The sequence below is a fragment of the Providencia sp. PROV061 genome, from assembly GCF_011045655.1.
Lineage (GTDB): Bacteria > Pseudomonadota > Gammaproteobacteria > Enterobacterales > Enterobacteriaceae > Providencia > Providencia hangzhouensis.
Genome location: NZ_CP042861.1, coordinates 2,501,847 through 2,516,268 on the forward strand (window position 1 = coordinate 2,501,847; position 14,422 = coordinate 2,516,268).

Consider the following 14,422-nt stretch of genomic DNA (forward strand, 5'->3'; position numbering starts at 1 on the left):
ATAGCATTGTTTATATTGAGGTACTTTTATGACAAAAATAAATTATCCCCATGAGTACGAAGTTGGCGATGTTGTCTTTACCAGTATTGGGACTGAGCTATTTCGCCAAATAGCCTCGGCATCTTTATGTTGGAGTAACCATGTTGGCATGATTGTAGGTCATAATGGTGAAGATTATTTAATTGCAGAAAGTCGCGTTCCCCTTTCAACAACCACGACCTTATCGCGGTTTATTGCCCGTTCGTCTGACAATCGTTACAGTGTACGCCGATTTTCCCATACATTAACAAGTGAACAAAAATCCGCATTAGTCGCCGAAGTTCCTGCTCGTTTAAATAAGTTTTATCACACGGGATTTAATTATGAGTCTTCTAGGCAGTTTTGTTCAAAGTTTGTTTTCGATATTTATCAATCTGCGTTATCAGTTCAAATAGGGGAATTAGAAACCTTCAAGGAATTATTAACTAAAAACCCGAATGCAAAATTAAATTTTTGGAAGTTATGGTTTATTGGGCAAATTCCATGGGAACGTAAAACTGTTACTCCTGCAAGTTTATGGCATCACCCTGAATTATCATTAATTTATCGCAGCCATGATGACATTCATTAATTAGCGATATTGATATTTGACTAAGCCACTCAACGTATATAAGAGTGGCTTAACATGATGCCTTAATCTTTATCAATCAATAAGCATTGCATCGCCATTAAACAAATTTGCTGTAATAGCCAGTTATTATAGTAAAGCCTCTTCTATTAGAGACTTTACTTTGCCTACCTGTACTGGAATTGCGTGGGTTATCGCGATTATTTTTTCTTATTTAGCATCGATTTCAAGTCAGCAAACGGGTTATAAGTTGCTGCTTCAATATCATTTTGTGCATCTTCCCCTGCCACGACATTAGTGCCATACATTTCAGCTTCTGTGTACTTCGAATGCTCATGATCATGGCAAAATAAACACAATAGTTCCCAATTGCTGCCATCTTCAGGGTTATTGGTATGATCATGGTCGATATGATGCACAGTTAATTCACGTAAATTTGAATACACAAACTCACGAGTACAGCGTCCACAAACCCATGGGTAAATTTTAAGTGCTTTTTCACGATAGCCACTTTCTAATCGCGCATAGTTTTTAGGGATCAAAGCCATTGCCGATATTCCTATTAAAAATAGTAATTTTGAGATAATACGCCTAATATACCTCAATTCAGAGCAAAAAAAGAAACTCAAGGCAACAAAAAACCCAGATATGATGACTCGCCAACTTTATAGGGCATGTCATCAACTCCGGGCTCATTTATTAGTTAGTTTTTACTTAGATTACCTATTCAACAATTCTCTACGGATAATCTCAGCCCCTGCACTTAATGCATTAAGTTTACCCGTTGAGACCCGTCGAGATAATGGTGCCATACCACAGTTTGTTGATGGATAAAGTTTATCAGCATCCACAAATTGCAGCGCTTTACGTAACGTATTGGCGACTTCTTCTGGTGTTTCGATGATATTGCTAGCCACATCAATCGCCCCCACCATCACTTTTTTACCGCGAATAAGCTCAATTAAATCCATAGGAACATGGGAGTTATGGCATTCTAAGGAGATAATATCAATATTTGAGGTTTGCAGTTTTGGGAAAGCCTCTTCATATTGCCGCCACTCAGAACCCAGTGTCTTTTTCCAGTCAGTATTAGCTTTGATGCCGTATCCATAACAAATGTGAACTGCTGTCTCACATTTCAGCCCTTCAATGGCTCTTTCTAACGCAGCCACCCCCCAATCGTTTACTTCATCAAAAAACACATTAAAAGCCGGCTCATCAAACTGAATAATATCAACGCCCGCAGCTTCAAGCTCTTTTGCTTCTTGATTCAATATTTTAGCGAACTCCCATGCCAGTTTTTCACGACTTTTATAATGGTTATCATACAGTGTATCAATCATCGTCATCGGCCCAGGAAGCGCCCATTTAATCGGCTGTTTTGTTAGCTTACGTAAAAATTTAGCATCTTCCACAAAAACAGGTTTTTGGCGTTCAACCGCTCCAACTACCGTCGGCACGCTCGCATCATAACGATCACGAATTTTAACCACTTCACGCTTTGCAAAATCAACACCACTGAGGTGTTCAATAAATGTCGTCACAAAATGCTGGCGTGATTGCTCGCCATCGCTAACAATATCAATCCCAGCACGTAGTTGATCTTCAAGGGATAAGCGCAATGCGTCTTGTTTTCCCTCGATGAGTTCTTCATTTTGCAGCTTCCAAGGAGACCAAAGCGTCTCAGGTTCAGCAAGCCAAGAAGGTTTTGGTAAGCTGCCCGCGGTAGATGTTGGTAATAATGTTTTCATAATAATTGACCTTAAATTTTTATAATTAATCAAAGCGCGTAGTTAGCAGACCATTGCTCTAGAATATGCTTATAGGGCTCAATAAAATGTTCTTCTGTATATTTTCCCTGCTCAATAGCCAATCGGCTACGTTCTTCGCGGTCATAAACAATTTTTGTTAGCGAATAATCTTGATTCGTCAAACTCGGTTGATAGCATTGCCCCGCAACAGAGTTCGCATTGTAAATCTCTGGCCGATAAATCTTCTGGAATGTTTCCATCGTGCTAATTGTGCTAATCAATTCAATATTGCTGTAATCGCTCAGCAAATCTCCCGTAAAATAAAATGCTAACGGCGCAACACTATTTTGAGGCATAAAATAACGAACCTGTAACCCCATCTTTTTAAAATATTGATCTGTTAATGAAGCCCCATTTTGCTGATATTCAATCCCCAATATAGGATGTTGATTCCCAGTTCTATGGTAGATATCTTTATTTGAGACACTTAAACATATCACTGGCGCCTTACTAAAATGCGCTTTATATTCACTAGAATTTACAAAATATTTAAAGATATTCCCATGCAAGTCACCAAAGTTTTCTGGAATACTAAAGCTTGCTTGGTCCTTATTGTGGTCTAACAATAAAACACTAAAATCATAATCACGCACATAAGATGAAAAGTTATTTCCGACAATACCCTCAGTTCGTTCACCTGTTTTATGATCAATAATATTGGTTTTTAATATTTCAATCACAGGGAACCTATTACTATTTTCCTCAATACTCATCTCGACAGAAATAATTTCCAACTCGATTGAATAACGGTCGCTTTTAGGGTTGTCCCAATAGGCTAATGTATTGAAACGGTTGTTCATCATGACAAGCGTGTTACGCAAATTTTCTTGGCGATTTTCCCCTCTGGCTAAATTAGCAAAGTTAGTTGTGATACGTGTATTTTCAGAAGGATTATAATTTTCATCAAAAAGACTACTTTTAATCGTAAATGTAAAATTTTTGTTCATCGTCTCGTCGCACCCTAAATTCCAAAATGGAAACTCAATTGACTTCTTGATTTTTTTAGAAGTTTTTGTCTCTCATTGATCAATCTTTATGTTGTAGATAAGTTAATTTTCCTCGTTAGCTAATTTATGCCAGAGCTGTTGATTGAGTGAAAGCGACTTAATTTCATTTCGAACATGAACGATTTTCATGATCATCTATTTCACTTATTTTAATTATGTGACGAAGAACTAAGAAATATTATTTTTCATTATAATTCATGATGTTAAGTGTATTATATGGACAATTTCCTAGAGGGGATGAATATTCGACTCGAAGACTTAAACATTGGTTAGTGAAATAAATTTATTTAGTACATATAGAAAACACTTAGGCCATACAGTCTAAGTTACTAACTAAAATTAACTACAATAATAAAAGGTGGCACAGTATTATGCACAAAAAAAAGGCACTCGCCCCCGAGTGCCTTTTGACTACAACTCACTGAATATAAAGTAAATTACACCTATTCAGCGGTTCTGGTACTTGTGCGGATCAGGTAGTCAAATGCGCTAAGTGCGGCTTTTGCCCCTTCTCCAGCTGAAATAATAATTTGTTTGTATGGTACCGTTGTACAGTCACCGGCAGCAAAAATACCTTTAATACTGGTTTCGTTACGTGCATCGATCTCGATTTCGCCCATACGGTTTCTAGCAACTGTGTCGCCTAGCCAATTAGTATTAGGCAATAAACCGATTTGCACGAATGCTCCCGCCACTTCTAATAAATGTACGCTATCATCAGTACGGTCTTTATATTCGAGACCCGTCATTTTACTGCCATCACCTTTTACTTCTAAGGTTTGTGCATTGACGATAATATCGACATTTTTCAGGCTACGTGCTTTTTGCTGTAATACAGAATCTGCTTTCAGTTCCGGAGCAAACTCCAGTACGGTCACATGCTCAACGACACCGGCTAAGTCAATAGCCGCTTCAATACCTGAGTTACCGCCACCAATAACGGCAACACGTTTACCTTTAAATAACGGACCATCACAGTGTGGGCAGAATGTTACACCCTTAGTACGATATTCTTGTTCCCCCGGAACACCCATATTTCTCCAGCGAGCACCTGTTGAAATAATAATACTGCGTGATTTTAAGATCCCACCCGATGCAGTTTCGATTTGGTGTAATCCACCTTCTTCTGCCGCAGGGATCAGTTTTGCAACTGATTGGCCATCAATGACATCAACATCATAGCTGTCCACGTGGTTCTTCAATGCGCCTGCAAAAATAGCCCCTTCCGTTTTGATAACTGAAATATAGTTTTCAATATCAACCGTATCCATAACTTGGCCACCAAAACGCTCGCCAATTACGCCAGTACGGATCCCTTTACGTGCGGTATAGATTGCCGCTGAAGCCCCTGCTGGGCCACTACCAATAACAAGGACTTCAAAAGGCTCACGCTCTGTGAGTGATTTCGCTGCACGCGCATCTGCGTTGGTATCAACTTTGCTAACAATTTCACTTAACGTCATACGCCCTTGGCCAAACTCTTTTCCATTCAGGAAAACCGCAGGAACGCCCATCACATTACGTTCATCAATCTCATTTTGGAAAAGTGCACCATCAATAGCCGTATGGCTAATATTTGGATTTAAAACTGCCATTAAGTTCAACGCCTGAACAACATCTGGGCAGTTATGGCAAGATAAAGAGTAATAAGTCTCAAAGTGGAATTCGCCTTCAAGACCTTTAACCTGCTCTAATAACTCTTGCGCTTCTTTAGATGGATGACCACCGATTTGCAATAATGCCAGCACAAGAGAGGTAAATTCATGCCCCAAAGGTGAGCCTGCAAAACGCAAACCACTATCTGTACCTGGGTTAGTAATTAAAAAAGACGGTGTTCTTAGTGCGCTATTGCGCTCTTCACGTACAGTGACTTTATCTGACAGAGATGCAATTTGTTCTAACAGCTGCTTGATTTCATTTGATTTTTCGCTGTCATCTATATTAGCAACTAATTCAACGGGTTTAGTTAAACGTTCTAAGTAGGCTTTCAACTGTGCCTGTAAATTATTGTCGAGCATGTAATCCCCTTTAATTTTTATCATAAAATCGGGTACATATACCCGTCGTGATCCAAGTTGCAGGCCTAAACACCTGCAACCTGAATTATTCAGTATTAATCAATTGAGTTAGATTAATTAGATTTTGCCGACTAAGTCCAAAGATGGAGACAGTGTTGCATCACCTTCTTTCCATTTAGCTGGGCAAACTTCACCTGGGTGACTTGCAACATATTGTGCTGCTTTAACTTTACGTAACAGGTCAGCTGCATCACGACCGATACCTTCAGCAGTAATTTCGATTGCCTGAATGATACCTTGTGGGTCAACAACGAAAGTGCCGCGGTCTGCTAAGCCTTCGTTTTCACGCATATTTTCAAAGTTACGTGTTAATGCGCCAGTTGGGTCACCGATCATGGCATATTTGATTTTACCGATAGTTTCTGAACTTGCATGCCATGCTTTATGGGTAAAATGTGTGTCAGTAGAAACAGAGAAAATTTCAACACCTAATTTTTGGAATTCTTCATAATGGTCAGCAATGTCACCCAGTTCAGTTGGGCAAACAAAGGTAAAGTCAGCTGGATAGAAGAAGAAAACGCTCCATTTACCTGCAACATCTTTTTCAGAAACTTCGATAAATTGGCCATCTTTAAATGCTTGGTTAGTAAATGGTTTGATTTGAGTATTAATTAATGACATATGATGTTCTCCTGTTTGGTTGCCTATTAAGTTACTGTTTTACAGCAGCTTAATCCAATCATTACCCACTATTGATTTGATAGGTACAACCTAATAATGCACCAATAATTAATAGGTGAAGCATTAGAACGCTTACTGAAAAATTCAGCAAGCGTTTTATGCATTAATGGATATTTTATGTACAGTAGGTTATGCCATGGTGGCAATCGTTTTGCGAAAACGAATGAGTGCGAGAGAAAAGAATACAGCACCAATAACAACAAGAACCGCAAATTGAGGCCAAACAATTTGGAAGCCAGCTCCGCGATATAAAATCGCTTGAGCAAGGCTAACAAAGTGCGTTGTCGGCATGGTTAGCATAATGTCTTGAACAAGCTGAGGCATACTTTCTCGCGCTGTCATTCCGCCAGAAAGCATATTTAATGGCAATAACACTAAGATCATCAACAAACCAAACTGAGGCATGGAGCGTGCAATCGTCCCCATAAAAATACCAATCGACGTTGTCGCAAATAAACTCAAGGCCACCCCACACATAAACAATAAGATAGAGCCTTCGATTGGTACTTGTAGCAATGTTTTTACAACCAAAATTAAGGAAACACCAGATGCAATCAATACCACCAGCCCCATTGACCATATTTTCGACATCATAATTTCAAATGGCGTTAGTGGCATGACCATCAAATGTTCGACTGTACCGTGTTCCCGTTCGCGGATTAGTGCAGCGCCCGTTAAAACAATCGATAACATCGTAATATTATTAATGATTGCCATAACAGAACCAAACCATGACTGTGTCAAGTTAGGGTTAAAGCGCATCCTCACTTCCAAATCAACAGGTAAACTTGCATTACTACGGTATTTTGCTAAAAATTCATTCACTTCCCCTAAGGTAATATTTTGAATATAACTATTTCCTAAGAAGGCTTGGCTCATCCTTGTTGCATCAATATTTACCTGAATTTCAGGATGCCGTCCTGCAAGCACATCACGTTGAAAATTAGGCGGAATATCTAGCGCAAAAGTATATGAACCACGATTTAACAAACCATCAATTTGATCTGGTGTGATATCCGCGGGTGGTAAAAAATAAGGCGCATAAAAGCTATTGATTATCCGATTTGATAACTGTGACTTATCTTGGTCAGCAATCGCAATGGGCGCATTATGTAAAGAGCCGGGAGTCACCGTTGCCGACGAATAAATCGATACCGTAAAAGCAAAGACAATCAAGGCTAGCATCGCTTTATCGCGGCCTAAACTGCGTAACTCTTTGACTCCTAGGTTAAAAATATTCTGAATTTTACGTATCATCGCTATGCCTCCTGCTTTTTCAGGAATAAAACACTGAGCCCAATAACCAATGGAACAGTGATCAGTAATGGGATAAACGATGACTGTAAATCGAATAAATTTAGTCCCTTAGAGAAGGTTCCTCGCGTGATAGTTAAAAAGTGTGATGTTGGATAAACCATCCCAACCCAGCGGCCAATACCTTCCAATGATGAAACTGGGTCAATCATTCCTGAAAATTGTGTTGCTGGTATCAGAGTGATGATAGAAGTACCAAAAATTGCTGCAATTTGGCTTTTCATAAAGCATGAAATTAATAACCCCATTCCTGTTGCAATACTGATATACAAAAATGCGGCCAAGGTTAACGTCAGAAAACTACCTTTAAATTCAACACCAAATATATAGACGGACAGTATGCAAAGTAATACAAAGTTAAACATGCCTAATAAAATATAAGGGAGCTGCTTTCCAAGTAAAAACTCTAATTTGGTGATCGGAGTGACATAAAGATTGATAATCGAACCAAGCTCTTTTTCCCGAACAACACTCAACGCGCTAAGCATTGCGGGGATCATCATTAATAATAATGGAATAACTGCGGGAACAATCGCCGGTAAACTACGAACATCTGGGTTATAACGATATCGGGTTTCAATGTCGATAGCTGGCATACCAGCAACGCCAACGGGTTGGCGAGCAGCCATCGTACTTAGCCATGCTAAGTGCATCGCTTGCACATAGCCACGCACAGTTTCAGCGCGGTTTGGCATCGCACCATCAATCCACACGCCAATTTTAACGTTATTGCCGCGTGCAACGTCCCTTGCGAAGTTAGGCGGAATTTCAATCGCAACGGTAATCTTACCGCTACGCATACCAGCCTCTAAATCATCATAATCCTTGATTGGTGGTTGTTCGATAAAGTAACGTGAACCTGCTAAGTTCAGCGTATATCCTTGACTTAACCCCGTTTGGTCGCGATCTAGTACGGAAAAACGTAAATTTTCGACATCCATACTAATACCGTAACCCATAATAAACATAAGAATTACAGTCCCTAATAACGCGAGTGTTGAACGCACTGGGTCACGACGTAATTCCATCCCTTCTCGAATGGAATAACTGAATAACCGGCGTAAACTAAAACGTTTTTTTAACGCTTCGGTCGCTTGTTCTTTCAGTTCAGGGTCAACATGGAACTCAGGGGCAGTTTCTTGCCCTTGTCCTGCATCCCCCACAGCATCCTGTAAATAAGCAATAAAGGTTTCTTCAAGCGTGCCAAGGCCTCTTTTTTTGGTCAGGTTAGCAGGGGTATCACAATCTAAGACTTTACCTGCATGCATGAGTGAAATACGGTCACAGCGCTCTGCTTCATTCATAAAGTGCGTAGAAATAAAAATTGTGACACCGTCACGTCTTGATAGATCGACCATCAAATTCCAGAACATATCTCTGGCAACGGGGTCTACTCCCGAAGTTGGCTCATCGAGGATTAACATTTCAGGTTCATGAATAACTGCGACAGCTAAAGATAACCGTTGCCGGATCCCCAAAGGTAAATCGTCAGGCATTACGTCTCGCACATCATCAAGTTCAAAACGCTGGCACATTTCGTCCACTCGCTGGGGAATTTTGTCCTCAGCTATATGAAAAAGCTTGGCGTGAAGTACGAGATTTTGCTCAACACTCAATTCACTATATAGTGAAAATGCTTGCGACATGTAGCCGACACGCTTGCGTGTTTCGATATCTTTCGGATCTATTTCTTGACCAAATAGCCATGCTTGCCCTTCACTGGCTTGTAATAAACCCGTCAACATTTTCATAGTGGTTGATTTACCACAGCCATTAGACCCTAAGAAACCAAAAATCTCCCCTTTTGGGATCTTAAAATTCACATGGTCAACAGCGACGAAGTTACCAAAACGCATAGTTAGGTCTTGGGCTTCAATAGCAATAATATTGTCTTCTGTGGTATCACGTGGAGGGATCACGACTTTTTTGTGGCCACTGCGTTTTTCTTCAGGTAGTAATTCAATAAACGCAGCTTCAAGATCATCACATTGAGTTTGGGCTTTTAATTCAGATGCATGACCTGTAGCGAGCACCTTGCCATCATCCATTGCCACTAACCAATCAAAGCGTTCGGCCTCTTCCATATAAGCCGTTGCGACCAAAACGCTCATATTGGTTTGTCGCAAACGAATGCGGTCAATTAAATCCCAAAATTGCGCACGAGATAACGGGTCAACCCCTGTAGTAGGTTCATCCAAAATTAATAAATCGGGATCATGAATTAGCGCACAGCATAACCCAAGCTTTTGTTTCATCCCTCCTGATAACTTGCCTGCTGGACGGTCTTTAAATGGCGCAAGCCCTGTACTTTCAAGCAAATCCTGAATCCGATATTCACGCTCAGCTTTTGATTGGCCAAATAAGCGGCCAAAAAAGTCGACGTTTTCATAAACAGATAACGTATGGTAGAGGTTCTTCCCTAAACCTTGCGGCATGTAGGCGATGCGAGGGCAAACAGCTCTACGATGCTCAATATCACTCATATCACCGTCAAGTACCGTTATTTGGCCTTGTTGAATCACTCTTGCCCCTGCAATCAGGGAGATCAGGCTTGATTTTCCTACACCATCAGGGCCAATCAACCCAACCATTTTTCTTGCTGGGATGGAAAGTACTATGTCATCCAACGCACAATTGTCACCATAATGTTGGCTGACATGTTGTATATCGATAATCACATCATCCATCAGTTTATTGGTCATTGTGGTAATCTCACCTCTAATTCAGCAGGCCAAGATTCATTAGGGTCTAAACGCACATAAGCTTTTCCGGGCAGCCCTGTTTTCACATATTCTAGATGTTGCTCTAATAATTCAGGCGAAATTCGTGCACGCACTCTGAACATTAATTTTAGGCGTTCATTTTGTGTTTCTACGGTTTTCGGTGTGAATTGAGCAACACTCGCCACGAAAGTGGTTTTGGCTGGGATTACGATATTTGGTGCAGCGTCAAGTATAATGTGAACATCACTGCCTAAGGCAACTTTTCCTGCATCTTCAGTCGGTAAGAAAAATGTCATATACACATCACTTAAATCGACCATGTTCAAGACTCGCCCGCCAGCGCCAAGTACCTCTCCAGGCTCAGCGACACGATATTGAATACGCCCGTTTCTTGGCGCTTTTAGAATACTGTCATCTAAGTCCGCAATAATACGGCGTTCCGTTGCTGTCGCTGCATCAACACGGTTTTTCGCTTGGACTATACCAGCGCTTGCAGAATCAATGGCTGATGTCGCGGCGGCAACTTGAGCTTTTGATGCTTCCAGTGCTGCACGAGAGCCTTGCATCTGTGCTGTATCATCATCGACTTGTTGCTGAGATACGGCGTTGGTTCTCACCAAAGCTCTAGAACGATTTAACCGTTTTTGCGCTGCGTCTAACTCCGCTTCACGTTGACGAACAACAGCCTGGGCTGCAACTTTTTCGCTTTTACGTTGCGCTAAAGCAGACTCGGCAGTGGTCACTGCACTGATGGCTTGGCGTAATTGTGCCTGTACTTCATGGAGTTGCTCTTGGAGTGCTCGCGTATCCATACGAGCAAGTTCTTGCCCTTCTTTAACAAAATCCCCTTCTTTTACATTAATCGTTTCAATACGTCCTGCCGTCTTAGTGGCAATATCAATTTCTGTTGCTTCTATACGGCCGTTACTTTGAGCGAATCCAGCGGGTAGACCACCTGAATTAACATTCCAGTAATAGAAACCACCCGCAACAATAATTAATATTAAAATGATGTAAAAAGATACTTTTTGTTTATTTATTTTCATACCATCCCTTTCCATTAAATGAGAAAACAAGGAACAACAATTATTTTGATTATTAACCTGGTGATTATTAATAAAATGACATAACTGTCTCTATACGAAATAAATACCCTTAAAACTAAAAATATTATTTTTATTTAAAACTTGGCCAAGTAAGTGTTAGCACTACCATTAAATTGGCTATCTATTTAATTTAATGGCATTTTATCAATATTTGGTTTAAGTTTAGTTGCCTTATGTCACAAAAAAACAGAATAAACTCACAAAAATCAGGATAAGGCATTAATTGTACATATTTAATTCAAAATAAAAAAATAAAGCCAGTAACTTAATTTACTGGCTTTATTCAACGATGTTTGAATATGAATAAATATTAGCTTGCGAATGCAGCAATCACTTTTTCATCCATTCGGTAACGAACCCATTCATCTTGCGGTTCTGCACCAATACTTTTATAAAAATCAATTGCTGGCTGGTTCCAATCTAAAACACTCCATTCCAGCCGTTGGCACTTTCGTTCTACGGCTAACACTGCAATATGCTTGAGTAACTTCTTTCCTGCACCCGCGCCACGAAAATCTGGGGAGACATACAAATCTTCTAAATAAATACCATTATTCCCTAACCATGTTGAATAACTCGTAAAAAATACGGCATACCCTGCTGGCTGGCCATCCACATAACAGATTAAGGCTTCTGTGCTTGAATTCGCTCCAAATAAGGAATTTTCAATATCAGCTACCGTGGCTTTAACTTCGTGACGTGCTTTTTCATAATCTGCCAATTCAATGATCATATCTAATATCAAAGCAGCGTCATCACATGTTGCGGGTTTTATTTCTACGTTCATTTGGGGCTCTCTTGTTTTTTGAATCATGATTTTAAACGCTACATAGCAAGAACCCAATTCACAGCAATATTATTCATTTCTTCGCGCATGATATAAGTAACATTTATACCTGTATATGCTTTTTCCTATAATAATCAGAGAGCGCATTTTCGGACCTTGTTGGTTAAATAACATATTAGCTATAATTCTCTCATCGATTAACTAAATGAATATTAAGGAGGCTAATTTATGTTGTTGTGTGATCTTATTGAATATTCACACTTCTTTGGTAATCGCCAGAGCTCAGGCTTTCACAGTTTTATACTGCGATAACCCTGCCTGAGCGAAGCCACTAAAGAAAATCTTCCCTCAGCTTACTGGGTTGTCGTTACGACTATACCCTGGCGTTTTTTCGCCTAAAATTTGAGTAAGCTATGAGCACTTTATTAACTGTAAAATCATTAAATTACGATACTTCAACCTCTACCTTATTAAGCGATATTTCTTTTACCATCCAACAAGGTGACCGCATTGGTTTAATTGGCCATAACGGGAGTGGAAAAAGTACATTATTGAAGCTAATAACCCAACAACTGTTTCCTAATAGTGGCAGTATTACCTATGCAAATCATTGTGTTACTGCTTATATTGAACAACATTTACCCGATGAAATCGCTTGTTTGACTCTGATTGATGCGCTTGTTCAAAAACTCCCTGAACAAGATAAAGTCACTGAGCGCTGGCGGGCTGAAGTTTTATTATCAGAATTAGGTTTTACACCTGAACAATGGGAACAAAAAGCGAATGCCATCAGTGGAGGACAACATACACGTTTGCTGCTGGGGCGTGCTTTAATTGAACAACCCGATTTACTGTTACTCGATGAACCTAGTAATCATTTAGATTTGCCCACACTGATTTGGTTAGGTAATTTCTTACAGTCATGGAAAGGGAGTTTTGTGCTAGTTTCCCATGACCAATCGTTATTAGATAAAGTCAGTAACTGTACTTGGATTTTACGAGATAAATCATTACATTTTTATCGGTTACCTTGCAGTGCAGCACGGCAAGCATTAAGTGAAAAAGACATCACTGATGCACGCCGTAATCAAGCAGAGCAAAAAGAAATTGACCGTATTGCATCAAGTGCCAAGCGTTTAGCGATTTGGGGGCATGTGTATGACAATGAAGCCTTATCACGCAAAGCCAAACAGATGGAAAAACATATTGACCGTCTTAAAGATGCCCAAACCGAATTAACTGAAGGCTATCAATGGAAGCTTGCTTTAAATGGCAAAGCTATTCCTGCAGATAGAGTTTTAGAGTTGGAAAACACCGTTGTTTCAACACCGAATGGAAATCAGTTATTTAAAACGGCATTTCATCAAGTGAAAAGTGGTGATCGTATCGCTATCATGGGAGCCAATGGCTGTGGTAAATCAACACTATTACGTCTACTTTGGCAACATTATCAACAAAATTTACGCTATAGCTCACAATTGAAGTTTCATCCAGCAATTCGTGCTGGTTATTATGACCAACAATTAGAGCAGTTAAATGATAATGATAGCCTATTAGATGCACTACGTCATTTTTCACCTTTAACCGATGAACAACGAAAAATGGCATTGATTGGAGCGGGGTTTGCCTATAATCGTCACCAACAGAAAGTGGCAACACTGAGCGGTGGTGAACGCGCTAGATTATTGTTTATTGGTTTAAGTTTAGCTCAGTATGAGTTGATTTTATTGGACGAACCTACCAATCACCTTGATCTAGAAGGCAAGGAAGCACTTTGTGAGCAAATTAGCTTATTTTCTGGGGCATTATTGGTTGTAAGCCATGATAAATGGCTCATTGAAAATAGCTGCCAACGCTTCTGGTTTATCGATGATAATCGGCTAGAGGAATACCTTAATGCTGATGATATTTATCATAAAATCGAGCAGCAATCCCAGCAAGTGTTAACGTCTACGCTTGGGGAAAATGCCCCTTCTAAATCAACGATTGAAATTCTCAGTAAGGAAGTTACTCATGAAGATGAGTTATTAGAAACATTGCTGATATTGGAGCAAAAGCTACTTGCGGATCAAAAACGCAAATTAAACCACCAAAAACCGCAATTACAGCAGCAGTGGATCAACGAAATAGCCCAAATACACGCTAAATTGGGCTTGTAACCGATACCCCTGGTTACGTTAAGTGATCAGGGGATTTTTTATGAAGTTATATATTGATATAGGATCATAGCTAAAGTTTACAAAATAATTATATGCATCCTAAAATTTACCTTATTGATGGAATAATAGAAGACTGAGTCGCGTTGTTC

The 14,422-nt window shown here is 39.8% G+C and carries 11 protein-coding genes; 2 read left to right on the forward strand and 9 right to left on the reverse strand.

Annotated features, from left to right (window positions below; all coding sequences use genetic code 11):
- The first annotated feature begins 28 nt into the window (after positions 1 to 28).
- The gene (locus FVA72_RS11345; protein ID WP_004254550.1) at positions 29 to 610 is read left to right on the forward strand and encodes a YebB family permuted papain-like enzyme; all 582 of its coding nucleotides are present in this window, start codon (positions 29 to 31) and stop codon (positions 608 to 610) included.
- Positions 611 to 807: 197 nt separating this feature from the next.
- Here the strand turns inward: FVA72_RS11345 and yajD are convergent, their stop codons facing one another.
- The 9 genes from yajD to FVA72_RS11390 form a co-directional block, all read right to left on the reverse strand.
- On the reverse strand, positions 808 to 1,155 hold the full coding sequence (gene yajD, locus FVA72_RS11350; protein ID WP_004254555.1) for an HNH nuclease YajD: 348 nt from the start codon (positions 1,153 to 1,155) through the stop codon (positions 808 to 810).
- A 171-nt stretch (positions 1,156 to 1,326) separates the two neighbouring features.
- Positions 1,327 to 2,358 (reverse strand): methionine synthase, encoded by a 1,032-nt coding sequence (locus tag FVA72_RS11355; protein ID WP_110591695.1) that lies wholly within the window; start codon positions 2,356 to 2,358, stop codon positions 1,327 to 1,329.
- A 29-nt stretch (positions 2,359 to 2,387) separates the two neighbouring features.
- Entirely contained in the window at positions 2,388 to 3,365 is a 978-nt protein-coding gene (locus tag FVA72_RS11360) for a DUF1852 domain-containing protein (protein WP_110591694.1), read from the reverse strand.
- A 503-nt stretch (positions 3,366 to 3,868) separates the two neighbouring features.
- The gene (gene ahpF / locus FVA72_RS11365) at positions 3,869 to 5,443 is read right to left on the reverse strand and encodes an alkyl hydroperoxide reductase subunit F (RefSeq protein WP_096863713.1); all 1,575 of its coding nucleotides are present in this window, start codon (positions 5,441 to 5,443) and stop codon (positions 3,869 to 3,871) included.
- Positions 5,444 to 5,560: 117 nt separating this feature from the next.
- Complete coding sequence (gene ahpC, locus FVA72_RS11370; RefSeq protein ID WP_004254784.1) at positions 5,561 to 6,124, reverse strand: alkyl hydroperoxide reductase subunit C; 564 nt, start codon at positions 6,122 to 6,124, stop codon at positions 5,561 to 5,563.
- Positions 6,125 to 6,313: 189 nt separating this feature from the next.
- Positions 6,314 to 7,438: an ABC transporter permease gene (locus tag FVA72_RS11375; RefSeq protein WP_164456325.1), complete on the reverse strand. Its 1,125-nt coding sequence runs from the start codon at positions 7,436 to 7,438 to the stop codon at positions 6,314 to 6,316.
- Between the two features lie 5 nt (positions 7,439 to 7,443).
- On the reverse strand, positions 7,444 to 10,200 hold the full coding sequence (gene rbbA, locus FVA72_RS11380) for a ribosome-associated ATPase/putative transporter RbbA (RefSeq protein ID WP_096863711.1): 2,757 nt from the start codon (positions 10,198 to 10,200) through the stop codon (positions 7,444 to 7,446).
- Positions 10,197 to 11,267, reverse strand: a complete 1,071-nt coding sequence (locus FVA72_RS11385) for an HlyD family secretion protein (RefSeq protein ID WP_036957769.1) — start codon at positions 11,265 to 11,267, stop codon at positions 10,197 to 10,199. Before FVA72_RS11385 ends, rbbA begins: the two co-directional genes overlap by 4 nt.
- A gap of 370 nt (positions 11,268 to 11,637) precedes the next feature.
- The gene (locus FVA72_RS11390) at positions 11,638 to 12,114 is read right to left on the reverse strand and encodes a GNAT family N-acetyltransferase (protein ID WP_036957770.1); all 477 of its coding nucleotides are present in this window, start codon (positions 12,112 to 12,114) and stop codon (positions 11,638 to 11,640) included.
- A gap of 413 nt (positions 12,115 to 12,527) precedes the next feature.
- Here FVA72_RS11390 and FVA72_RS11395 point away from each other — a divergent pair, with 413 nt between their 5' ends.
- Entirely contained in the window at positions 12,528 to 14,273 is a 1,746-nt protein-coding gene (locus FVA72_RS11395; protein ID WP_110591693.1) for an ABC-F family ATP-binding cassette domain-containing protein, read from the forward strand.
- Positions 14,274 to 14,422: the final 149 nt, after the last annotated feature.